The sequence below is a fragment of the Streptomyces sp. WI03-4A genome (assembly GCF_033792105.1).
Taxonomy (GTDB): domain Bacteria; phylum Actinomycetota; class Actinomycetes; order Streptomycetales; family Streptomycetaceae; genus Streptomyces; species Streptomyces collinus_A.
Window position 1 is genome coordinate 1 of the sequence record NZ_JARAUO010000002.1, and the last position, 22,444, is coordinate 22,444.

The window sequence follows — 22,444 nt, forward strand, 5'->3', positions numbered from 1 at the left end:
GAGACGGCGGCGGAGCGGTCGGCGTAGCCGGTGAGCCGGACCGTCCAAGCCCGCCCCGGGACCCGCTCGATAGGGGTTGCAGGGTGCGCGGTCGTCACGATCGTCCGTTCTGGTTGCTGGTGTCGGTCCACTATGGCTATCCGCTTCCGGGGTGGACAGAGGCCGGTGCCCGGTCTGGGAACGGGGGTGGCACAGAGGAGCGCGGGCAGGCTGGCGTGCATTGCTCTGAACACGGTCAGGCGTCCGCCTCCACGGCGGCATTCAACCGTTGCAGCACCAATCCGCCTAGCGTATTTTCCCGTCCCCGATCGCCCGTTTAGAGGGCTTGCCAGCAGGGCTGGCGGGCCATCAGGCCCGCTCGTCCACGCCAGTAGTCCGCGTCGCGAGGGTCGGTAAGCCATCCGATCAGGCGCTCAGCGCCTGCTTGGAACACCGCAGGTAGCGAGTTCTCTTCGCCGACGACAAGCCTGCGAGCGTCGACGTCATGGGTGGCGTGATCAGTGTCGCACCAGCAGGCCACGTTGACCGCCACGTCGACTGCGAGCTGGCCCAGGTCTGTCCACACCACCTGAAGCAGGAACTCCAGCTGATCACCCTTGGCCGCATGCTCGATGGCATCCAGGCCGAGGACGATCGGCGTCCATGGCTGCGTGCCCGGGAAGACCGCGTGCCTCAGTGCCCATTCCCACTCCGCCCCATCTCCATCGACACGAGCCGCATCGATGGCACGGGCCGAATGCCTCAGAGATTCCACGTCGGCAGACGATAGGAGAGGGAAGAGCGTGGTCAAGGGAACGCCGTCGAAGGCACTGCGACTCATGGGCATGAGTCGATCATCTGTTCTCCCCGGCTCCGGCAACAAGGAGACCGACAGGTAGCCGGCCACCGAGTTGAGCACGTGCATCCGTACCTGGCTGAGCACTTCAATGAGTCCGGCGACATCTCGTTCATTGCATGGTCACGCGCGTGTCTCGGGCGGCGCGTAGTGGCGCAAGTAGGCACGCACCTCGGGCTCGAGTCCCGACAGGTCATCACCGTTGAGGGCATACCAGAGACGGTTCTCGATCCAGAACCGGTACGCGAACTCCTCGAACGAAGGCGCACACCAGAGGATCGCGGCCCTTTGCTCCTCCGGATCGTCGAGATCGGTCCGCGTCTCCTCCCCGTCGCGCCGTACCTCGTACTCGTATGCGTAGTCGAGCCAGGAGTGCACCACGAACACCTCACCCGAAGGACGCAGGTAGAGGTACCAGATGACGCAGTCCTGCTGATCGCGCAGGGGCGCACGAGGAAGGCACCAGGCTCGACCGGACTGGGCAGAGGCTCCGAGACATCGGTCCAGCAGCCAGTCACCGAGACCTCATCCAACGAGCAGTGCAACGTGGAGTCGGCCTGGAAGGTGGCGAAGTCCCGAGGCAGCGTCAAGCCCTTGGCGACAAGGTCCACTGCCAGGCGATCGAGCGCCGTGACCCGTTCGGGAACAGGTTCGCCGGTACCACCGAGCCATTGAAAGGCGCCCGTGAACCTGGTGCAGTCGACAGGCGGCAGGCTCTCGTAGGGGTAGTACTCATAGGTGGAGCGGCAGGGCCGGTATGCACCCAGGTCAGTGGCACACCAAGCAGAGTCGAAGCCGATCGAAGACACGTCATGACCACCTCGTCCACCAGCCATCGGCCCCCCATGGATCACCGTGAGCGAAGTTGTCGGCGTCAGCATCGCACTGCCCACTGACACTCCCTTACGGATGGGCCAGGACCACTGGGCAGGCGCCGCGGGCCCCGGCCGAGCCTGATCCGCATGGCACGCCACAGTTCTCCCGCTCGACGGCTGGTGTCGGGCCGGCTGGAGTGGAGTGCTGGGGCAGCAGGCGTCGTGGGCGACCCTAGCGCTGCCGTAGTCGCTGTGGTGGGTGCCGAGTCAGGCGATGCCGCCGGAGACGTGGAAGACCTCGGTGTCGCCGAAATAGCGGGCGGGGAAGTCGCCGGGGACCAGCGCGATCCACGCCTGCTCTGCGTCCGGTTCCTCGCCGATGACCGCGCAGACGGTATCGGCTGCCGCATGAGGCCGGTAGAGGGTCGTCCCGTCGGACTTGAGTGTGCGGTGGCGGTGCGTGGCCAGCGTGCATGCCGGCCACGGGACGGTCAGCCGCCGCCCCCACCCACGGACGCGATCGTCACCCGGCCGCTGCTGAGGGGGAACACTCACGACCGGTCGATCTCCGATTCCCGGACGGGATCACCGGGCTACTCGCGCAGCCAGGCCACTTGCACGGTGCGATCTGCCCGCGGGATGCGTCGGGGTCCGGATGTGAAGTGCATGCTCAATCCCTTTTTCAGCGGGCCGGGGGCCTGTGGCCGGACGGGCTGGTGCCCGGCGTGGGCTGCCGGCGCAGCGGTGAGGTCGGCGGCAGCAGGGCGGCGCGTTCGGCGGTGGCGCGCTCCCGCATTCGTTCCAGGCGGTGTTGAACACGGGCCAGGCGGTGTTGAACACGGGCGTGGGTGTAGAGGTCGATGGCGTCGGTGAGGTGGTCCCATTCGTCACCGTCCAGGCCTACCGGGCGCGGGCCGAGGACGTCGGGGCCCGCGCGGTGGTGGCGGCGCCGGTAGTCAAGATCAGTCTCACCGGACTGCACTGAGGCCCTCCGGCCGATGCGTCTCACGTGTCGCTACCCTGAGTAGCGAAAGGGGCGCATAGTGTGTCGGTTAGGCGTCTGCGCCGTCGGTCGTCACGATGTGCTGGGCTCCGCCCCGCCTACAACATCCGGAACAGCCCCGGTTCGCAGAACCCGGCGGCTGCCGTTAGCGGTAAGGGAGTGCAGTGAGCGACAAGGAACCGAAGCTGATCTACGGCCAGGGGGCCGAGGCGTGCCCCGAGGGGAACTTCTGTCTCTACCGGGCCAGCAACTTCAACGCGGGCCAGACCCCGGGGCGTGGCGACAAGATCCTGGCCATTCCGATGGGTGCTTACATCAACGACTTCTCCGAGTACGGGTTCGACCACAGCGGTGACGGGGTGAGTGCCGTCGTCAACAACACGGTCGAGGACAATGCGCTCTTCTCGGCCGCCAACCAGCAGGGGCATTCACTGCCGGTGGACCGGGGGACCTCGATCGCGAACCTGCAGCAAATCCCCATGGCCGGGAGTCCGAACGGTTCCTGGAACGACCAGGCCCAGTCTGCGCTGGCGTCCCGCTTCGTCGGGAACCTGCGCGTCGACCAGGAACTGCGCGGCCACTGGGCGGAAGGCCCGGGGCACATCTACTCCTACCGGCTCACGATGCACGCCGAGGACACCCGCGTCATGGAATGGACCGTGGGCTTCGGCGACCTGCCGGAGGGAACCTCACTGTCCAAGAGCTTCACCGACGCCTTCTGGGGCGAGATCCTCCGCAACGGCACCGACGGAGCCGTCCTGCTCGGCTCCCCCCAGGGCGGCGGACACAGCGTCGATCCCGGCACTGCCCTCCCCATCGACATCCAGGTCCTCTATCCCGACGAAAACCCCGCCTACGAGCGCCTCACCGGCCTCAACGCCCAACAACTGGGCTGATTCGAGACCCGGCCCACACCGAACTCCCCCGGACGGCCGCGTCCGGCGGAGTTCGACCCCCGACCGGCACGCCGGTGCGGGCCAGGTCCCGGCGCAGGGCCTCGTGCGTCCGGCGAACGTGAAAGCCGCAGTCAAAAGATTGCTCAATCTTCAGCGCGACAGGACACGAGCATCGACAAACGCGACGCCCGCTGACCCGCTCTGCGCACCCCGGTCGGCCGCCTCCTCCATGACCAGCCGGGCCTCACGGCGGGGATCGAGGCTGAGCTGCTTGGCCACGGTATCGGCGGCGACCGCGTCGTCGCCCTTCAGCACGATCCCCCTCAGGCGCCCGCGCTGGAGACCCGCCACGTCCATCAGCTAAAAGACCGCCACGCGCAGGTCGTCCTCGTGCGCGGACGGCTCCCGCAGACGGCGGCTCTATTCCCACCGCGCACCGTCGGCGAAGTGCAGGACCAGCGTGACAGCCCGGGCGGCCTGGCCCTGGCCGCGCTGCGTGACACCGAGCCACACGGCCAGCTCCAACAGCCGGGCCCGTACCTCCGCCCCGTCCAGCAGGTCCCGCTCGAAAAACGGGCCCTGACCCTCGCGGACAGACGCCCCAGTACCACGTGCCGGCCGGCGTGTGGCAGACCGCCCAGTGTCAGGGCGACGAACCAGTGCTGGTGGCATGCATCGTCGCACCCGGCTCCACTACGACGACTTCGATGCGCCGACCCCGCCTGCCCACAAGCGCCGGGTCGCACGGGCAGGGCATGTCCGCGCAGGACATCGCCGACCGGGCCGGCCTGTCCGTCACCCTGGTCCGCCGCGCGCTGCGGGCCCCGGCCGACGAACCACGCCCTCCGACAACACGACCAACAGGTGCTGTGCGAATCGTGCTGCCCGCCGACCCGATGCTGGGGGCAAAGGGAACGCCAGCGTCTCACCCGAGCTGCGAGGGAGACGCCACTCGCTGCGCTCAGGCCCCATCTGCTTGTTGATCTGGGTGAACGCTGCCAGGGTCCACTGATTCGGCGGTGATCTGCGCAAGGGCCTCCTGGAGTTGGCGGACGGCATCCTCCGCCTCCGCGTATTCCTCAGGGCTCGGGAGGACAGTGCCGAAGGTGCCACCATGCTCAGATGGCAGGGCACGCCAGCGCAGGACCGGTTCGAGCGCGTTCAGAGCACCGGAGATAAACCAGGCCAGGCGGCCGTGAGTGCGCGCGAGGGCGATGGCCAGGACCGCGAGTGTTTCCCGCAGGTGTTCGAGCCGCTTGATCTGCGGCAGGGCCTCCTGGACGTCCGGCGGACCGACAACGTCGCGCAGGCCGGCCTCGGTCTCAAGGGCCAGTGCGCGGGCAGCGGCAGACTCGCGCTGGCCAGGGAGAGTCCGTCGGCCTGGGCCGCGAGGATCAGGGCGACGGGCACCATGCCCAGCGACAGGCGCCCGGTCACCGAGGCGAGCAGCAGGCGGCCGCAGTATCGGTGGTGCAGCACGTCGAGGAAGGTTGGCGGGGTGGACGGCGGCCGTGGGCCGTCGGCTGGTGCGGGCGGGGGGAACGGCTGGGGTGCGCGGGCCGGCGCGTCGGGGGTGCGGGGGACGTCACGCACCTGCGCGTGGGCCATCGCCTGCCTGCCTCTGCCATGGGGAGTCGAGATGTTGCGCGGGGGGGGGGGGCGCCCGCACGGCGGGCTCGTCAGGGCGCACGCCGTGCGGGCGATGGGTGGCGGCACGGGGATGCCGCTGGTGAGACAGCCCAACAGGGCACCGGTGGCGGCTTCAACGCCGCTTCCCCTTCCACGGTCGGCGTCGGGCATCCGTCGCAGCCTCTGGTGCGGCGTTCCCCCGCACCGGTCCGTCTCACGGGTCCGACGGGCCGCACCGCTGCTCCCGCCCTGCCGACGACGCTGACGGCACCTGCTAGCGGCAGCGGTCCCGCCTGCTGGCTCCGCGACGGGGCCTCGCTCTCCCCCGCGGGCCGAATCCGCCGGGCGCCAGCCGGTGCCTGGCGTGGTTGCAGCGCCCGGTCGGCAGGTAGGTCCGTGGGACGGGAGACGCAGCCGGGTTGTTCGGGGAGATCGTCCCGCCCGGCGGCGTGTTAGGCGCGCAGGCGGTCTGCGGCGGCCCGGGCGGGCGTAGATGGGGTGGCACCTGCTGCCTTGAGCGATCCGTATGGAGCCGATGACGTGAGCCCCCGCACCGCCCCGAACCCGCCCGATGAGGACCCAGCCATCGGCCGGAAGCCGTCCTCTTCCGAGGCCGATACGCACGCGGCCGTCGCCGGGCTCGCCGCCGGGCTGTTCGCCGCGGGCCGGGGAGGTGCCGCGTGAGGCCCGCCGTGCCGTGGCCACGCTCGCTGCTCACCCTGCCCGCCGAGGTCGGTGACCGGGTGGACCACACGCCCGAGTCCGCGTACGCGCATCTGCGCGACACCCGCCCCGCGTTGTTCTCGAGTCCGCCCGGCGACGGTGCGATCGACATCATGCGCTGGCCGATGACCGAAGGGCAGGTTCTGCACCGTGACGAGGAGCGGATGGTCCTCGAGGACCCGGTGATCCTCCCGGACGGGCAACACCACCGACGGCTGCGGATCGTCCCCACGCGGCCGGAGCCGTCCGTGGCCGTCCTCCCCTTGCTGGACGGTCAGGTCGTGCTCGTCGACCGGTTCCGGCACGCGACCCGCACCTGGCAGTGGGAGATCGTCCGAGGTCCCGGAACCGCGGACGTGGACGACGCTCAAAACGCGGCCGGGCAACTGCAGGACCTGCTCAGGGCGAGCGCCTCGGAACTGATCGGCATGGGCCGGGTCCAGCCGGACCCAGCGACCCTGGCCGAGGTGGTGATGCTGTACGCCGCGCGCATCGACCGAGTGGGCGAGCTCGGGCACTGCACCGGCATCCGCCGGGCGCGCAGGGTCCCGCTCGCCAAGGCGGAGCAGATGGTGGTGACCGGCCAGATCACCGACGCGGTGACCATCACCACATTGTTCCGGGCCCGGCAGGCGGGCCTTGGCGAAGAGGGCCCGGCCGTGTGACAGGGGCACAGGGACGCGACCGGCTGATCGCCGTGGCCGAGCGCGCCATCGAGCAGCAGCTGCCCGGCGGCACGTACGGAGTTGTCCACTAGATCGGGCAGCACTTTCACATCGATCCGGTTGAGGCTTCACTGCCCCTAGATGTCAGAATCACTCGCCTCAGCACAGGTCTGGAGGACACATGGGGTTCGGCATTCGCTTCGGTCCGCTGTCCAGGGGCAGCGGTGGCGCCCGGATCAAGGCGAACCCCTTCTCCGTCAGTTCGAGTGGTCGGGTCGGGATCTCCGCTGGCCCGGTCTCAGCCTCCGCCGGGGGGTCACGGCGACGGGGTAGCAGGCGCCAGCAGGGCGAGTCCGGTGATGGTCCCTCAGCGGGCATGAGCGGTGCAGAGGAGTTCTATCGCAAGCTGCGCGCTCTTGAGCTTGAGGATGAGCGTGAGCGGCAGGCCGAGATAGAAGCCAACCGCCACTTCAACTTGGCGAAGGATCCAGAGTGGCTGCGGCGCGCAGAAGCAGCCAGTAAGAAGTACCTCAACAGCCAGCAGGAGACCTTCGCAGAGCCTCCTCCCGGCTCCTGGATCGAGACCCCACCGCCGGGTTCCGAAGGGGCTCTCTGCCGCTTCCAGCAGGGCATGGACGACTACTGCTATACCCACGAACAGGTACATGGCTGACTCTGAACGGCGGGCCATGCGCCCAGGACGGTAGGGGGCCCGCCCGTGCGCGGTGCGCCGCAAGGCCGCCCGAAGCCCCCGAGTCCTGCTGTGGCCGCCGCGCAGACCCTCGTCCACAATCGCTCCGGTGTCCGCCTCAAGGAAGCGACGTCGATCGCCGACACACTGCTGCGCGCACCCGTACGGGTGCTACGGCTACTCGGTCGCCGCTGGCAGGTTGTGCCATGCATGTCCGCAGGCGCCTTTGCAGTACGTCTCGCGACGGCGAGTGTCAGCAACGGCAAACACGGAAACGAGTACGCGGAAAGCCTTGACGTGTTCAGCGGAGGGGAGGCCCGCGAATCCGTAGCGAGGCGGGTCCGTGCAGATCATCACCGAGGGGTTAGCCGTGGGCTTCACACCGGACCGCGCCACCCCCGCACGGCCGTCCGCAGCAGTAATGTGCGCCTGCATCGCGTAGCCGGCTACTTCCTGCAGAACCTCCTGCTGGCGTGTCGGGGCGAGGCCGGAGAACCAGCCCGCACCATCCTCCAACGTACGGCGCCCCTGCGCGATCTCGTTGACGACCCGCTCGATCTCCCGTCGGAAGGTGCGGCCGTCGACGCTGCTCGGTCCGGTCATCGCTTGATGATTTCACGATGCGGGTTCCGCGCGAATGACCGGGATCTGCACCCGCGACAGTGCAAGCGGGAACCGGGGACAGTCCGCTCCCGCGATCTGCCAGTGCCCAGGACTCCCACACTCCGGCTCACAAGACACCCCCACAGCACTTGAGTAGGCCCCAACGAGCCCGACGATGCCCGGCGACTGGATTGTCTCGGCCCACTGACGGACCAGGCGCGGTGCGCCGAGTGCGGCACGTGGCGAGTGTCAGTCTGTCGCCCAGGCCCGGTGTGGCTCGAACCATCCTCGATCCGGGTACCAGGCGAGACAACGGTCGGATGCCTGGGCGCCGATGAGCCAGAGGTGCGTGAACTCTTCGGGGAGCTTCGGCGGGAGCGGCGGCAAGGTGTCGGCGTCGAAATGGAGGGCGTGGAAGGCCGCCCAGGGGCTGGTCATCGTCAGTCCGATGACGGCGTGGCGTTCGTTGCCGCCCGACCTGGCGAGTTTCTCCTTGTTGCCTTGCATGTGCGCGGAGTCGGCGTTGAGATGCTCGTCGAGCCAGTCGTGGAACGGCTCCCACGTCACGTCGGCCGGGCCTGTGATCTCCCACAGGGTGAACTGAACCTTCCCGCCGTCGCCGTCACCGGCCGGGCGGGACGCGAGGCCGCGGATGCCCATGGCGCGCGCCTCGTCGGCAAGAGCGCCGGGGTGAACCGCAAGGTTGTCGGGGCGCGGGACGTACTCGTAGAGCTGGCCGGCCGTCTCCAAGCGGGCCAGGAGATCAGGGAGCCACTCGGTGTACCTCTTGCCCTGCTGTTTCAAGCGGAAGCAGCCAGTGACGTTGACGGTCCAGTTCCGGGCGAGGTGCGGCGCGGCCAGGTCCGGCTGTCGGCTGAGGACCCCGGCCACTTCGGCATGGTGGCGATCCAGGGCCATCCCGATCTCGGCGTATCCGGTCCGGCCGTCGTCGTAGTCGATCCGGACGTCGGGCATCTTCTGCTTCGTGTTGTCGTCCTGGAGGTACACGCGAGCGCCGGTGAAACGCGCCAGAACTCGGCTCACCATCTGCTCGAAGTCGGGCGAGACATGGTCCTTGAACGCCTTTTCACGTTGCTGCGGGGTCCGTAGGTCGATCGGATAACCCCGCTGCCAGTCGTCGGTCATCCGGTCAGTGTGTCCATCCCCGTGTCGATCGCGCTGCGCATTTTTCGGGGCAGGCCCCCGGTGCGCTCCTGCTGCACGGTCAGCGTCCTTGCCCGGACCCTCCGTGGCGGGGTCGTTGCGGGGTGCGTCGCGAGCGCCGTAGGGGGGCCGGTTCGCCTTCGCCGGGGGCTGAGGAGAAGCCGCCCGCGATGCTCGGCCGGGCAGGCGCCGGCACCCGCTCGCAAGTCGGGGCAGGCCGGCTCGTAGGGCTGGAGGTGCGGTTCTGTCGCGCGGCGCGCGCCAGGACGGTGGCGTTCGCGATGAGCGGCGCGCACATCTCGCAGACCACTTCCACGCTCCACACACACCGCACCATCGCATCATGCCGCAGGATCATCACCATCCCGCCCGCGCAGGACGTCTTGGCATCGGGGTGTGCGGGTGCCCTTGGACAGGACTCCCCTCGAGGAGTACCTGGTGGACGGGCCGCTGCGCATGTTCACGCCGTTGGTGTTGATGTGCCCGTTGAGGTAGTACCAGGCCGAGTTGCAGCCGCTGGAGTCGACGGCGGACGCGGTGGGCGCGGTCGCCAGCGCGCCGCCGACCAGGGCCAGCGTGGTGGCCGCGAGCACGGCACCTCGCCGGATGCGGCTGCGGGAGCGGGGACGGGTCTGGGTCGTGGTGGACATAGAAGTCTCCTTGCTGAGGCGCCGGTGCTGAGGGGCCGCCGCCGGTCACTGTCGAGGTGGCCGGGTTGAGGCGGCCCGCCGTCGATGCTGCGTGTTGGCCGGACGCGACAGGCCGTGCAGGCCGCGGGCCTCCCAAGCGCTGGGCCGTCCCAGCAGGCGAGAAGAAGCCGGGCAGGCTCTTCCGTCTGTAAGCACTTGATTTGGCTCCAGTTGCACGGAGTTGTTCTGGCCCCAGCGGCGGGTCGCAGGGGGCGCGTGTTGGTGTGATTCACGTCCCTGTAGCAGGGTGATTGGGCCCCACTTCGAACGGGTGGTTCCACTGGCCGCGATGGTGCGGCCGGTGATCGTCTTGGGCTTGCGGCCGGCTCGTCGGCGCCGCCAGGATCGGCTGCATGATCAAGGGTGTGATGTTCGACTTCTCCGGGACCCTCTTCCGGATCGGTGACGGCGGTCGCGAGGGTGGCAAGTCGCCGGCCGGCTGTCGACGGGGTTCGCGTAAGGGACATCGCAGTTCTCCTTGGTTTTCGAGGTGTCGGCGCCGCCACGGCAAGCCGTCTGGATGACGGGGCCGGTGTGCCGGTGCTGGCGGGTGACTGCCAGGCGCGTGGGTTGCGTCTTTGGCGCCGTGACCGGGTGTCGCCGGGGTCCGGGCGCCTGGCTCCCGCCTGCCGGCTTCGTGAATTGCCCTGTCCTCCCCGCAGGCGGGATCCGCGGTCCGAACCCGTCAGGGGCTGGGCGCAGGACTGGTGACGGGCGGAGCCGACAGAAGGTCGACGACCGCCTCGGTGGTGTGGCAAAGCGCCTCGACGGCCTGGCGGAGTGACCGCCAGAAGGCTAGCCCTAGAAGCACACCGACGAACGCCGAGGGCCACCACCAAGCGCCGACCACGGTGAACGCAATGCTCCAGACCACGGCCTCGCACGCCCCGTCGTAGGCATCACGCGCGGCGGTCAGTGCATCGCGGAAGGAGTCGGGGGCGGTCAGCACCAGGCGGGTCCATGCCTCGGCGATGTCCATGTCGCTCGTCTCCCGGATGCGCCGCTCGGTGGTGCGCAGGCGGTCACCGGACCAGGTCGGCCCTGCGGGCTCGAAAGAAGAAGTCCGGGCGCGGCGCGCGTCGAGACGGGCGGCGAGGGTCTCCCGGCCAGCGGCACGGGCCCGCACGGCCTCCCGGGCAATCTCGTCGGGCGGCGACCAGCGGCCCAGCCGCAGGGCGGTCAGCCGTCGGGCGAGCGCAGACAGCCACCAAGGCCAAGCGCCGCAGGCCAGCGCGCTGACCGCGCTCGCCGCGAACGGCACGGCGAGGGCCGCTCCCGCTGCTGCGACGGCAAGCAGGACGAGCATCGCAACGCCACTGGACGTAAAGCCCTCGCCAAGCCGCAGCGCGTCGGCAATCCGTCGACGGGCGAGGCCGAGGTCGGACCAGTGCGCCCAGCCGAGCTGCCCGCCGCCGACCACGGCCACCACGACGAAAAGCACGGCCGGGAGCAGCCGGCGCAGCAGCCAGCCGCTTGGGATGCGCTTTTGGAGTTCGAGGAGGAGACCCATGACCCTGTTCAGTCCACCTGGCGGAGGGGACTGCCGGTCAGCGCGCAGAGCGGGTCGGGGGTGCGGACGGCGTCATCCGGCAGGTCGACGCGGGCGCAGCGGCTGGCGGGGCAGACCCAACCGACCGACCGGGGCGGCGGCCCGGTCGGCCAGTCACCGACCCCCATCATGACGCCAAGGCCGATGCCGCCCGGGATGCCGGCATCCTCGACCGCGCTGTGAAGGGCGCGAACGGCGTTGCGCCAGTCTTCAGCGACCGGTTCGGAGTCGCGGACGACGGCGAAGAGCTCGTCCCAGCGGGCGAGTCGGCGTTCGCGCAGTGCCTCGGGCTCGTCCCGGCGGGTGCCCCCGACGAGTGCGCGCAATGCTGCGGCGTTACGGCAAAGATACTCGACGGCGGACTCGAAAACGCGTCCGTTCCCAGCATGACCCCCCACGGTGCTCCCTCACGAATGCCGCCGATCCGATGAGATATGACGATACGCGGCGCTACCTTGGCTCGGTGGGAGAACTTCACGATCGGGTTATGGCAAGGCTGTTGACAGCGGACCGCTTGCGCAGCGCCGCACCGCTGCGAACCCCGGAGGCGACGACGGAGGCGTTCGCGCTGCTGCGTGAGGCGACGCCCTCACCGGAGGCAGCCGTCGACCTGGAGGCGGTCCACGCCGTCCTCTTGACGTTCTACCACCGGCATCTGGGCTCCGACGACCCCGAATCGGCCTGGGACTCGACCGTCATGAGCAGCGCTTTCGGTTTCCTCTACCCACGCGCGTCCGGGAACATGGTGTTCCCGGACGCGCTCGTCGTGAACTTCGACCCTGCCGATCCGCTGCTCGACGCACGCTTCGCGCACCTTGTGGGCGATGCCCACGGCGCGCTCGCCAACGCGCCCGACACCGGAGAGGCGGAGCGGCTGGCTTCGCTGGGGCGCGCACTTGCCTGGTCCGGGCTGGCGCGGCGGCTGGTTCCGCCGGAACACGCACCGGACATCGGGCTGGAGATGCAGGCCCTTGAGTTCGAGACAACCCGGTTCGAGATGGCCGCTGATCCCGATGCATTGGCGCGCGCCGCCGGGCACGGGCGGGTGGTGTGTGAGGTGCTGCCTGTCGTCGCGTCGGAAGATCTGGGACCGGACACGGTTGAGGCGGCAGCGATCGCCCTTGCAACCGTGGCCGATGCGTTCTGGCTGCTCGGTGAGCCCACGCTCGCCGAAGTCGACCGGCTGATCGCTGGCGTGCCGTCCTGGGTGGTCCCGCCCGACACGCTGGAGGCAGTGCGCCTTGCACAACTGCTCGAGGCCCACGCTACCTCCTGGCCGGGGCAGTTCGACCTGTTGATGGGGCGGAAGGTCGCTGAGCTCGGCGTGCTCGATCACGACGCCGGACGGATCGCCTGCGCCGTGCGACGGCTTCGAGCGGCCCTCGACGCCGCTCCGGCCGGCCATCCGGCGCGGGCTGACGTCGTCTCCGCCCTGGTCGGTGCCTTGGAGGCATTAGCCCGTGAGCGCGGCGACGAGGCGGCGGCGCGTGAAGCGGCCGAACTGCGGGCTCATGAGCTGGGAGAGTCAGAACCGCTACTTCACGGCCGCGGCTTCCTCGACGAGGATCCCTTCGACGACGGCTTCCTTGACGAGAACCTGTTTGGCGACCGCTTCCTCGATGAGGAGCTCTTCGGCGACCGCTTCCCGGGAAGCCCACGGATGGATGATCGCTTCCTCGACGGCTTCTTCCATTTCGTCGAGAACCTGCACGACTTCATCGATGTATCTGACGACTTCGACATCCCCGGAGCAGACGGTCTCGGGACGATGGACGGACGGACCGAGGAACAGGCCGAGGCACAAGCGCTGGTCGGCCAGGAGCTCGCAGAGCTCAGCGCCGCGCTGATGTCATCGAGTGACCCGACGGGCGACTGGGTTTCCGACGATCAGATCGAACGGTTCCGATCCGCCCTGGCCACCGCTTCGGCCGAAGACCCACGCCGTCACCTCCATGTCGCTGTGCTGGCTGCGCTTGCGGGAACACGGGCCGCTCGGCTCCGGGAGGCCGAGCCTGTCAGAGCAGCCGAGTTGGACGCGTATGCCCGTGCCCGGGTCGAGGAAGCCGCCGCTATCGCGCCGACCGGGCCTCTGCTGACCGGGCTTCTCGCGGACGGCCGCTATGAGATAGCCCTGCCGATCGCGATGGTCACGGCCTCGATCGGCGAAGCCGACGGCACCATCGCCGATCCGGAACGGGCCCACGCGGCGTTCTTGCTGGCTCGGGTAGCCGACCTCCGGCCCGACGACCTGGGCAGCCTCGAACACAACATCGCCGTCATGCGGGACCTCCTCTCGCGGATCCCCGAGGATGCCACCGGGGCGCGCGCCTACCTGTCCGCAGCCCTCGGTGCCGCCGTGGCCGAGCAGGCCGGTCGGACCCCTGACCTGGCGTCCGCAGAGGAGATCGCGTCGCTGCTGCGGTGCGCCCGCGCCTATTCGCCCGATGGCTCCGCGCCGACCGACCATCTGCTCGTCCAGTTGTTGATGTGGATCTCGCTGGTTCGCGCCGATCCGGGACCCGCGCGCGAGGCTGCTGCTGTCAACGCCGAGCTGGACGCTCGAGGGCCGTGGGTCGTCTGGGGAGGAACTGCGTACAACACCGAAGCCGAGGACTCGCCGACCGCCCTCGGCCAGGCCGCCGAAGCCGCCGACCTGAAGTTCTACAACGCCCTGCAGAACTACCTGCTCGGTCATGACCCGGCCGAGCTCGACCGGGCCCGACGAGCCGCGCTGCGGATTAAGGAACTGGGCACCACGGCAGACCCTAAGGTGGCACGGGGGCTCGGACTCGACGTGATGGGTGACATCTGGCTGGACCTGGTGGACGGCATCGGACCGAACGGCGGATTGAAGAGGGACGTCACCGACGCCCATGTCGACCGGTGCCGGGCGACGTTCGCCGCGTGCCCACCCGGCCACCCCAGGCGGATCCACGGCGCGATCTCGCTCGCCCGCATGCTCGTGCAGCGCGCCCTGGGACTCAGCAACGAACCGTTGCGCGCATTGCCCCTCCTCACCGAGGCACTGCACGTCGCAGACACCATCGCTCCGGCTGGTTCCGAAAGGCTCGGCGAAGGCATGCAGCTCCACATCGCGGAGGCCCTGGCCGCCGTTCTGCGCCTTCCCCTGCCCCTGGAGCCGCTGGATCCTGCGGACGCCGCCGTTCAGGAAGCTGCCGATCGCTTTGAGCCCGCGGATCCCGTCGCAACCGCGATGCAGCGGCTGTTGACCCTGCTGCGTACCACCAGCGGCCGGACGGCGGACGATGCCACGACCCCTCCGTGGCATCAGGCACACGAGGAGTTCCGCCGGGCACGCCTCGCCATGGCGGGGGCCGAACCGCGCCTCGATGACGTGCTCACCCACCTCGACACAGCCGTCCAGCTGTTGTCCCAAATCACCGACCGGGGCAGTGATCAGCAGTCTGCCGAGCACGGGCTGATGTCCTTCGACGGCGACCTACGAACGATCACAGCGCTGATCCTGCTGGTGATCGCCGTCCGGGACGACCGCGGCCGTATGCGAGTCAACGGGGTGGACCTTAACGCGCTCCCGCTCGACGCCCTCGCCGACCGGGCCCGAGCCGCCACCGGTCCCCACGTCGACCGGGTCACCGAAATACTGGAACGCGGGCGAGGGCTGCTGCTCTCCCGGCGGATCGAGACCCGGGGCGATCTCACCGAGTTGCGGGCCGCCAGCCCTCAACTGGCCGAGGAGTTCAAGCAGCTCACCGAGTTGCTCTCTGTCCCTGTGGCCGGCTCTGTCCCCGAGCGGGCCCGCTACGACAGGCTGCAGGCGTCGCTTCGTCTCGACAACCTCATCGGGCGCGTCCGCGAGCTGCCCGAGTTCGCTGGCTTCCTGCGCCCTCTTACCGCCGACCGGTTGCGCGCCTTGGCCGCCGACGGACCAATGGTTCTGCTCCTGCAAAGCCAATTCCTGCGCTACGCAATCGTCGTCACCGGACAGTCAATCACCACGCTGTGTCTTGCAGTCGAGACTGGCGATTCAGCGGATCAGGCGCGTCGACTGCGTGACGCCATCGACGCGATCAATGCCATGGGTGCGGTGCGGCCGTCCCCCACGGAACTGATCGATGCCAAGATCACCGTCCAGCAGTGTCTGTCCTGGACATGGCACACCATCGTCAGGCCCGTGCTCGATCACTTGGACATCACAGAACCCGTGCCCGAAGGGGGAGCCTGGCCTCGGATCTGGTGGGTGCCGACAGGGACATTCAACGCTCTGCCCCTGCACGCCGCGCAATGCACCCTGCCGGACTGCGGCTTGCACGGATGCGGGGCCGCCTTGGACGCCGTCGTGTCGTCGTACGTACCGGGGTTCCAGACTCTGGCACATGCGCGAAGTCGGGCCGCACACCACGAACGGCACACCGATGCAGGGGGCGGCGGCGCCTTGATCGTTGCCGCGCCGGAGGACGAGCTGCCCGGCGCTGAGTCTGCGGCCCGATACGCCGCCGAGGTGCTCGCCACCCCCGAGCCGCTGATCGGCGCCGCGGCGACGCGCGCGGCCGTCCTCGACGCGCTCGGCAGTGTGCGGTGGGCGCACTTCGGCTGCCACGCGGCCACCGATCCCGCGGAGCCGTCTGGCGCCCGGCTCCACCTGCCGTGCGGTGAGCAGCTGTCTGTTGTGGAAATCTGCCAGGCCCGGCCGGACGCCGCCCGGCTGGCCTTCCTCACGGCGTGCGGCACGGCGCGCAGCTCAGAGCGGCTCAGCGACGAGGCAATCCACATCACCAGCGCGTTCCTGCTGGCCGGGTTCCCCAGGGTGGTGGGCACGTTGTGGGAGATCGACGGTATGCATGCCGAAGAGGTGACCCGCGCGTTTTACCGGCGGGTCACAGCTGCGGCCGGCGACGGTTCCGCCGAGAGCGCTCTTGCCCTGCACCACGCCGTTCGGGAACTACGCGGGCGGCTGCCGGACCGGCCACACCTCTGGGCGGCGTACGTGTACGCGGGAGCATGAGCCGGGAGCGTCGAACTTTGGCCCGCGACTCGACCCAGCCGGTGACGACGTATCACCCCGCCATGATCCGTGATCTTTGAAGACGGACCCTCGTACTCCAGCAGGATTTCGCTGTCTGACCTGGTCTTTTCTTCGGGTGGCGGGAGTGTAGCGGGGCTTCGATCGTGCGGGGGCGGTCTCACGGAGACCGCCCCTCGATCCTGCGACAACGCCGCAGGTAGTGACAGCGGCGGGCGACTGCTTGTCGGCGGCGGCGGTGAGGCCGTACTCGCCGGGCACCTGTTCGCCGCCCCCGGCTTCACCGTCATCGGGGCCGATGCGCCTCAGGCAGCCCCGCAGTGGGGGCTGTTCGAGACCGCCCCTGCCGCGGCGCGTGAGAAGGCGCTGGCGTGGCAACGGCACGTCAGGGAAGTCGAACGCGGCCTGCCTGGCGGGCCCGGCAGCGAAGGAGCAGTGCGCGAGCAGTACGACCCCGAGCGGTACACGCTGGCCGAACGGGAGCAGGCCAAGGCCCAGGAGCTGACCGCGCTGGGCTTTGGCCGGGTATCGCGCACCACGGTGCAGCGCATGCGGCTCGCCTACCGTAAGCAAGGCCTGTGGAGGCTCCTCGACCACCGCACCACCCGCGCCTCCAGCCCCACCGGGCGTTCGGACGAGCGGGTCGTCGCCGCCGTCCGCGAGGCACTGCGCCGCCGCCGTGGACGTTCCAAGGGCACCACCAACGGGTTGTCCCGCTGATCAACCAGATTCTCGCGTGCAGCAGCGCGCTGTTTGCGGAAGGTGCCGGCGCGAGGGATCCGAGCGTCGACGTCGGCTGGCCTCGCACCTTCGGGCCTGAACGCTTTGCCGCTGGCATAGACGACCCGACCAGACTCCTTCTCGTCACAGACTGTGCCCGGCAGGTCGTCGGGCACCTCACCGGGGCCGTCGCCGCAGGATCTGCGATGAGGCCGGTCAAGATCGCGACGTTCCTGAGCATGTAGGTGCAGCCGGCCCACCGCCGCGGCGGGCTTGGAGCGCGCTTGATCGCGCAGTTCTCGGCGTGGGCGAAGGGAGCGGGGGCCGAACTGGCCGAGGTGACCGCGTACTCCAGCAACTCCGACGCGATCCGCTTCTACGAACGGAACGGATTCGCGAGCCAGTCAGTGACTCTGCAGACCGCTTTGTGAGATCGGTCGCCAGCCAGCGTCGCGGCCGGGACGCGATCGGCGCACGCGCTGACCGCCGTGCCGAACCACCGGCACCTCGCCGAAGAAAACGACACCTTGCCGACTACCGCCCCGCCGGAACTCCCACCGGCGGGGCGTCGATCCCCTCCGGGACCAGGAGACAGATGCCGTCCACACTCACGCCGACAGGGTGCTGTGGCGGCCGGTTTCCTCGGCGTGGACCTGCAGCGCGCCGCCGAGCAGGCGCATCAGGTCGCCTCTATGCCACAAGGCCAGGCGCAGCAGGGCGGACGCGACGTCACGGGCACGCAGCTGGACAGTGTCGGGGGCCGGGTGGAGGGGGCGGAACGTTTCGCGTCAGCAGGAGCAAGAGCATTGCGCGGCGGCGAGAAGCGGACGGTGCCCGGCTGCGTCTCCTACCCGAACACGGTGTCCCCGTCCCGCCATGACACGTGCACCGTCGACTCGTCCGAGAACGACGCCTGTCGGGTGCCGTCGTGGCAGATGAGCCGCTGGCACCGCCATCCGTCGCCCATGTACCGATCCGGCCGGGCAGTGCACTGACGGCGGCGCTTCATCGAGGGACCTCCACCGTCACGAAGCGCTCCCCGGCAGGGTTCAGCCGGTACTTGCGGCCGTCGGGGTAGAGCACCAGGACCTCGTTGGGCGGCTCCGGCCGACGCACCTGCCACCCGGCCTCGTACGACTCCCCCGGGTGGTCCTCGAACCACGAGTTGCACACGGTCAGCAGCAGGTTGTGGGCCTGGTTGATCCACTGCTCGCGGGCGCCTCCCCTACCGCGGTTCACGCGGTGGTGGACGGTCGTCCTGCCAGCCGCCGCAGCGCACGCACGCGCCGCCGTCCCGGTCGTGGACGATCGTCTTCACCGCATCGGTGGGGCCGGTTCGCCGTCGCGCCTTCACAGCACTGATCTCCTCGCCTGCCCCCGGCGCCGCGCCGCGTCGTTCACGGCCCTGGTGGGCGCGCCCGGGGCGAGGCGGGAGAGTGGAGGGCGGCCGCGGCTTGCGTCGCATTCCGCCGTGACGTGTACGTCGCGCGGTATAGATCCGGCTCATCAGGCCCACGCCCAGAACCTCATAGAAGTCCGGCACGAAACCGCGTAGGCCCACGCACGCCGGTGGGCGGCAACGGCGCTCACGGTGCTGCAGGTTTCCCAGCGCCAGGCGCTCGCCGTTCTGGGAATGTGCAATCTTGCAGCGGGAAGGCAGCAGGATGAGGCTCTCAGTCGATTCTGGTACGTGAAAGCTCTTCAACCGTTCGTCACCAGGTTGCCGGAGCGGGTCGTGGCTACTGAACTTGAAAGGGTAATGTCGGAGAAAGGGAGGGCCGCTGTGGGCAGGAGAGGCGGGCCTCTCGTCAGACAGTCCGACGGTGCCGGCTGGCACTCACCACTCGAAGGTCTTCCACTCCTGTTGGGGGATGCAGCCCTCCGTGGTGTCCCAGCAACGGTCGGCCCATGCTTCGGCCACCATCACCGGGCGGCTCAATACGAGGTCGCCGGCCCGCTGGGCTCGGAGCACCAAACCAAGCTGGGCCGAGCACGGATCGGCGCACTGCGAGTACTGCAGGTCCTTATTGTGCGTCTCGAGGTAGACGGTGAACTGATCCTCCAGGCGTGATGGCACCTGACCCACGAGGCCTATCCCGTCCAGGGTCACCTGCGGGCCCCGCAGCGCGTTGACCGCGATGCCTGCCAGGCCGATCGCCCGGTCGTAGTAGACGGTTACCGCCGGCCCGGAGAACCATGCATCAGGACGCTGCGCCAGCCAAAAGTCAGCCCGCACCTCGTTCCCGGAAGAACCCTCACGGAGAGCGGTCTGCAGCATGCCATCGACTGCTGCCTCTGCCTGCTCGTGCGTCATACCGACGTCTTGGACGACCCACTGCCCGGCATTCGGGTGGCATATGCCAGTGGCGGGGGTGTTCGAAGGGTCATGCGACGGATCACCCAGAACCATGGTGCTCGACCCCGCCTCAGGAGGTGATCATGTGAAGCTTCCCCTCAGACCATGGGCCGACTCGCGTCTCTGGGCGACGGTGCGGCCGTGGGTGATCGTGGCCTTCATCGTGCTGGTCCTCCTGGTGACGACGGCATACCTGGCATGGTTCGGCCTCGAAGACCTGATGCACGCCCTGGACTTCCCCGGACGCATCACCGGTGCCGTGCTGTTCGTCGCCTCGGTCATCACCTTCGTGGGGGCCCTCGCCGTATTGGACTACGCATTGCGGGGCTGCTTCCCGCACTCCGGCCTGGTCGCGCTGATCGGCGCGGTCGCCGCATTCGTGACCAACGCCATGCTCACCCTGGAGGTTTTCAGGGACGGCGACTCCACGGCGTACCAGGTTCTGTGGGGCCTGCTCACGGTGGCCTCCGCGTTGGCCGCGTTCCTGCTGTGGCGGACAAGGGTCGACATCCCCGCTCCGAAGCGCGTGGCCGCGGCAGTTATCGTCTCCTCGGTCCTCGCGGTGACCAATTTCGGCTATCAGCACCTGTACCAGCCGTATCAACGTGGAGGCAGACCTCTCATCACGTTGAGCGTGGGACAGGCCATGCTGAGTCAGGACCGCAAGAGGTTCGCCGTGCCGGTTGACATCAGACTCGAGAACCACAGCGAGATGGGCTTCTACGTGGTCGGCGCTGAATTCCACGCCATGGGCGTGCGGGTGCCGCCTGCCACGAAGGACCGCCTCCGCCTGCAGTGGCGCGCTGACGCCGGGCAACGGCGTGAGTTCCGGGAGAGGAGCCCGCTAACGCGCAGGGAGGTACACGAGCCCGGCGAACTGGTGATGGCGCAGCCGTGGATGGATCCCGGAGACTGGATCGAGGCGAGCGACAGCCTTGTCACTCGGACCGTCGTACAACTTCCCGTCAAGACGCCGTACGACCATTTGGCCCTCTATGCCACCGCGAGCTTCGGCCGTAAGGACCGTCTAGGTCTGGATCACTTCGAAAGTCTCAGCTACTCGTGGAACGGCGGCAAGGTTCCCCATTGGGCGAAGGAAAAAGACATCGATTCCGTAATCTACCGAGGCAGGGTGCATGAAAACAACGCGCTCGACGAACACACGCGGGACCCCCGCTACTTGAGTGTCTATTGGCGGTTCGGCACGCATGGCGCAGACGTGACGTACACCGTCGCGCGCTTGGGAGAGGAAGATCGCCTGACCAGTCCACGCAGGGTCGTGGGCCGGTACGGCATCGTGGATGCCGGATCAGGCCCGATCGAACAGACCCTGTGGGACATCAAGAACCGCCGTTGACCAACCCCGCCAACCACATCACCAACGCCAGCGAGCTGTTCATCCGATCCCAGGCGTACGAGTCACCCATACCCAGCCGGGGAGCGCGGCTGCTCATGGCATGCGCGGCACCGCGGCTGCTCGGGGACCGTGCTGCTCGCCCTTACCCGCGATCGCAGCGGTCGCAGGTGGCGGCTTGCGGACACCTGCGCGGCCTGCGCGGCGGCGACCCTAACACCGCGGTGGTGCCCCCCCCCACATCCTTCGGCCCGCCCCCGCTGCTTGCGTCGACCAACCCGCCGACTCCCGCGTCCTGCACGGGCAGAGGCGGATCCGGCGAGCGGGTGAAGGTGCGCGTGCGGGAGATGCTCACCTATCTCGCCGCAGCACTCCCCCGGTTCACCTCTCCTCCCGCCCGCCTTCTGGCCTTGCAGTGCGCCCTCGTGAGTCAGGACGGGGGCTGGAGGACTGCGTCGACGACGTAGATGGTGGCGTTCGCGGCCTGGATGTTGCCGCAGACGATGGTCGCCTTGCCGTTCACCTTGAAGTTCGTTCCCGAGCCGGAGGTGGTCAACTTGCTGCCTTCCAGCGTCGTGAAGGACCCATTGGAGAGTTCGTCCGGGGTGATCTTTTTGTCCACGACGTGGTAGGTCAGCACCTTCTTCAGCTGCCCCTCGTTGCTCAGCAGCGAGGAAAGCTGCGACACGGTCACCTTCTGGAAGGCCTGGTCGTTGGGGGCGAAGATGGTGACATCGGGCTTTCCGTCCAGAGTGCTGCTCAGCTTCGCCCTGACCGTGGCCGCAACCAACTGGCTGAGCTGCGGATACGCGGCCGCGGCCTCCACAACCTTGTCCTTGGCAGTGCTGGCCTTCTGAGAAAGCGACGAACAGCCTGGACCGAACGTGCCCGAAGGACTGGGAGACGCCCCCTGCGCGTGGCTCTGCGCCGCCAGACCGCCCAGTGCGAGCGGGACGGCGACCACGACTGCCGCGGCGGCCTTTGCTGTACGGGTGCGGGTCAACCTCATCGCAACCTTCCTCTCGTCCAGGGGGCGAACCCTGCAGAGGTGCGGACTGCAGACGTCTTCGTTTCCGCTGGGCGGGGTGGGGAGCGGCTGCTGCACCCCGCTCTCCTTGGATTACCACCCGGCCCTCGGCGAGCGTATCCGGGAGCTACGGGGGATCGCATCTCGAAGTACGGATGAGGTGAAAGCCCGCCTGGCCCCGCGCCCTCTCCGGCTGCACCGACCGGGAAGACGGGGCAGGATGGTCGCAAGGACGGACCCACGCGGCGGCGTCGGAGACCAGTGCGACCCTCCATGTCGAGCGAAGCGATGCCGATATGGCCGAAGCATCACGGGGCCCCGCTCGGCGGCGGATCTCCGAGGACGTGGCCGGCGCAGCCGTCACGGTGGCACGGGCCGCCGGGCGCGCGGCGCTTCACCCACAGTCCACGATCGATCGTGCCGGCGCTGGGTCAGGCGGTGAAGCCGATTCTGACCGGTCGCGTGGACGGCTGGCCCAGCGAATATGCCCATACCCTCGGTGAGCAGGCATTCGTCTACGGGCTCAACCACGACGCGGGCGGTGCCCACCCCGGGCGCTTGCGGTGATGCGGTCCATGAGCCAGAAACCCGGGTTCGGGGGCGCCAGCGTGGCTCGCTTGACCTCTTCGGGCCATGAGCCGCAGAGTCGGGACACGGCGCCATGCGGGTACCAACGCCCCCGCCCTCAGGCACGCCCGTGCAAGACACCCGTCCAGGATCCCG

21 protein-coding genes and 2 pseudogenes are annotated in these 22,444 nt (G+C 68.9%); 10 read left to right on the forward strand and 13 right to left on the reverse strand.

What is annotated here, in order from left to right; translation table 11 throughout:
* Nucleotides 1–316: 316 nt before the first annotated feature.
* From PV343_RS02890 to PV343_RS02905, 4 genes are all read right to left on the reverse strand, one after another.
* Nucleotides 317–904: a hypothetical protein gene (locus PV343_RS02890; RefSeq protein ID WP_319145170.1), complete on the reverse strand. Its 588-nt coding sequence runs from the start codon at nt 902–904 to the stop codon at nt 317–319.
* Nucleotides 905–958: 54 nt separating this feature from the next.
* Nucleotides 959–1,213: a hypothetical protein gene (locus PV343_RS02895; protein ID WP_319145171.1), complete on the reverse strand. Its 255-nt coding sequence runs from the start codon at nt 1,211–1,213 to the stop codon at nt 959–961.
* A 704-nt stretch (nt 1,214–1,917) separates the two neighbouring features.
* Nucleotides 1,918–2,205, reverse strand: a complete 288-nt coding sequence (locus tag PV343_RS02900; protein ID WP_319145172.1) for a hypothetical protein — start codon at nt 2,203–2,205, stop codon at nt 1,918–1,920.
* A 127-nt stretch (nt 2,206–2,332) separates the two neighbouring features.
* Nucleotides 2,333–2,632: a hypothetical protein gene (locus PV343_RS02905; protein ID WP_319145173.1), complete on the reverse strand. Its 300-nt coding sequence runs from the start codon at nt 2,630–2,632 to the stop codon at nt 2,333–2,335.
* Between the two features lie 185 nt (nt 2,633–2,817).
* On the opposite strand from PV343_RS02905, the gene PV343_RS02910 reads away from it, so the two are divergent.
* Complete coding sequence (locus tag PV343_RS02910; RefSeq protein WP_319145174.1) at nt 2,818–3,549, forward strand: hypothetical protein; 732 nt, start codon at nt 2,818–2,820, stop codon at nt 3,547–3,549.
* Nucleotides 3,550–3,699: 150 nt separating this feature from the next.
* Here the strand turns inward: PV343_RS02910 and PV343_RS02915 are convergent, their stop codons facing one another.
* A complete protein-coding gene (locus PV343_RS02915; RefSeq protein ID WP_319145175.1) occupies nt 3,700–3,864 on the reverse strand; it encodes a hypothetical protein in 165 nt (54 codons plus the stop codon).
* A 308-nt stretch (nt 3,865–4,172) separates the two neighbouring features.
* Here PV343_RS02915 and PV343_RS02920 point away from each other — a divergent pair, with 308 nt between their 5' ends.
* From PV343_RS02920 to PV343_RS02930, 3 genes are all read left to right on the forward strand, one after another.
* On the forward strand, nt 4,173–4,532 hold the full coding sequence (locus tag PV343_RS02920; RefSeq protein ID WP_319145176.1) for a hypothetical protein: 360 nt from the start codon (nt 4,173–4,175) through the stop codon (nt 4,530–4,532).
* Nucleotides 4,533–5,858: 1,326 nt separating this feature from the next.
* Nucleotides 5,859–6,566, forward strand: a complete 708-nt coding sequence (locus PV343_RS02925; protein ID WP_319145177.1) for a hypothetical protein — start codon at nt 5,859–5,861, stop codon at nt 6,564–6,566.
* Between the two features lie 376 nt (nt 6,567–6,942).
* Entirely contained in the window at nt 6,943–7,239 is a 297-nt protein-coding gene (locus PV343_RS02930; RefSeq protein ID WP_319145178.1) for a hypothetical protein, read from the forward strand.
* Between the two features lie 195 nt (nt 7,240–7,434).
* Here the strand turns inward: PV343_RS02930 and PV343_RS02935 are convergent, their stop codons facing one another.
* The 5 genes from PV343_RS02935 to PV343_RS02955 all read right to left on the reverse strand — a co-directional run bounded on the left by PV343_RS02935 (nt 7,435) and on the right by PV343_RS02955 (nt 11,588).
* Nucleotides 7,435–7,860, reverse strand: coding sequence for a DUF5958 family protein (locus tag PV343_RS02935; RefSeq protein WP_319145179.1), 426 nt, complete (start codon nt 7,858–7,860; stop codon nt 7,435–7,437).
* A 249-nt stretch (nt 7,861–8,109) separates the two neighbouring features.
* A complete protein-coding gene (locus PV343_RS02940; protein WP_319145180.1) occupies nt 8,110–9,006 on the reverse strand; it encodes a hypothetical protein in 897 nt (298 codons plus the stop codon).
* Nucleotides 9,007–9,365: 359 nt separating this feature from the next.
* Nucleotides 9,366–9,674 (reverse strand): hypothetical protein, encoded by a 309-nt coding sequence (locus PV343_RS02945; RefSeq protein ID WP_319145181.1) that lies wholly within the window; start codon nt 9,672–9,674, stop codon nt 9,366–9,368.
* Nucleotides 9,675–10,398: 724 nt separating this feature from the next.
* Nucleotides 10,399–11,223 (reverse strand): hypothetical protein, encoded by an 825-nt coding sequence (locus PV343_RS02950; protein WP_319145182.1) that lies wholly within the window; start codon nt 11,221–11,223, stop codon nt 10,399–10,401.
* 8 nt (nt 11,224–11,231) lie between these two features.
* Nucleotides 11,232–11,588: a hypothetical protein gene (locus PV343_RS02955; RefSeq protein WP_319145183.1), complete on the reverse strand. Its 357-nt coding sequence runs from the start codon at nt 11,586–11,588 to the stop codon at nt 11,232–11,234.
* A gap of 161 nt (nt 11,589–11,749) precedes the next feature.
* On the opposite strand from PV343_RS02955, the gene PV343_RS02960 reads away from it, so the two are divergent.
* The 4 genes and pseudogenes from PV343_RS02960 to PV343_RS02975 all read left to right on the forward strand — a co-directional run bounded on the left by PV343_RS02960 (nt 11,750) and on the right by PV343_RS02975 (nt 17,979).
* Nucleotides 11,750–16,246, forward strand: a complete 4,497-nt coding sequence (locus PV343_RS02960) for a CHAT domain-containing protein (protein WP_319145184.1) — start codon at nt 11,750–11,752, stop codon at nt 16,244–16,246.
* Between the two features lie 249 nt (nt 16,247–16,495).
* A pseudogene (locus PV343_RS02965) lies at nt 16,496–16,975 on the forward strand (transposase); the annotation flags it as partial.
* Between the two features lie 254 nt (nt 16,976–17,229).
* Nucleotides 17,230–17,415, forward strand: coding sequence for a GNAT family N-acetyltransferase (locus tag PV343_RS02970; RefSeq protein WP_319145185.1), 186 nt, complete (start codon nt 17,230–17,232; stop codon nt 17,413–17,415).
* A 195-nt stretch (nt 17,416–17,610) separates the two neighbouring features.
* Entirely contained in the window at nt 17,611–17,979 is a 369-nt protein-coding gene (locus PV343_RS02975) for a hypothetical protein (protein WP_319145186.1), read from the forward strand.
* Nucleotides 17,980–17,989: 10 nt separating this feature from the next.
* On the opposite strand, the gene PV343_RS02980 is transcribed toward PV343_RS02975, so the two are convergent.
* A complete protein-coding gene (locus tag PV343_RS02980; protein WP_319145188.1) occupies nt 17,990–18,223 on the reverse strand; it encodes a hypothetical protein in 234 nt (77 codons plus the stop codon).
* Nucleotides 18,224–18,821: 598 nt separating this feature from the next.
* Nucleotides 18,822–19,298, reverse strand: a complete 477-nt coding sequence (locus PV343_RS02985) for a hypothetical protein (protein ID WP_319145189.1) — start codon at nt 19,296–19,298, stop codon at nt 18,822–18,824.
* 127 nt (nt 19,299–19,425) lie between these two features.
* Here PV343_RS02985 and PV343_RS02990 point away from each other — a divergent pair, with 127 nt between their 5' ends.
* A complete protein-coding gene (locus tag PV343_RS02990) occupies nt 19,426–20,697 on the forward strand; it encodes a hypothetical protein (protein ID WP_319145190.1) in 1,272 nt (423 codons plus the stop codon).
* A gap of 84 nt (nt 20,698–20,781) precedes the next feature.
* Nucleotides 20,782–21,119: pseudogene (locus PV343_RS02995) on the forward strand (hypothetical protein); the annotation flags it as partial.
* A 5-nt stretch (nt 21,120–21,124) separates the two neighbouring features.
* Here PV343_RS02995 and PV343_RS03000 read toward each other — a convergent pair.
* Nucleotides 21,125–21,703: a fasciclin domain-containing protein gene (locus PV343_RS03000; protein WP_319145191.1), complete on the reverse strand. Its 579-nt coding sequence runs from the start codon at nt 21,701–21,703 to the stop codon at nt 21,125–21,127.
* Nucleotides 21,704–22,444: the final 741 nt, after the last annotated feature.

Excerpts from the sequence above, each read along its gene's own strand:
- PV343_RS02890 (WP_319145170.1), bottom strand. The coding sequence starts at position 904 with ATGCACGTGCTCAACTCGGTGGCCGGCTACCTGTCGGTCTCCTTGTTG.
- PV343_RS02950 (WP_319145182.1), bottom strand. The coding sequence starts at position 11,223 with ATGGGTCTCCTCCTCGAACTCCAAAAGCGCATCCCAAGCGGCTGGCTG.
- PV343_RS02960 (WP_319145184.1), top strand. The coding sequence starts at position 11,750 with ATGGCAAGGCTGTTGACAGCGGACCGCTTGCGCAGCGCCGCACCGCTG.
- PV343_RS03000 (WP_319145191.1), bottom strand. The coding sequence starts at position 21,703 with ATGAGGTTGACCCGCACCCGTACAGCAAAGGCCGCCGCGGCAGTCGTG.
- PV343_RS02935 (WP_319145179.1), bottom strand. The coding sequence starts at position 7,860 with ATGACCGGACCGAGCAGCGTCGACGGCCGCACCTTCCGACGGGAGATC.
- PV343_RS02930 (WP_319145178.1), top strand. The coding sequence starts at position 6,943 with ATGAGCGGTGCAGAGGAGTTCTATCGCAAGCTGCGCGCTCTTGAGCTT.
- PV343_RS02940 (WP_319145180.1), bottom strand. The coding sequence starts at position 9,006 with ATGACCGACGACTGGCAGCGGGGTTATCCGATCGACCTACGGACCCCG.
- PV343_RS02945 (WP_319145181.1), bottom strand. The coding sequence starts at position 9,674 with ATGTCCACCACGACCCAGACCCGTCCCCGCTCCCGCAGCCGCATCCGG.
- PV343_RS02985 (WP_319145189.1), bottom strand. The coding sequence starts at position 19,298 with ATGACGCACGAGCAGGCAGAGGCAGCAGTCGATGGCATGCTGCAGACC.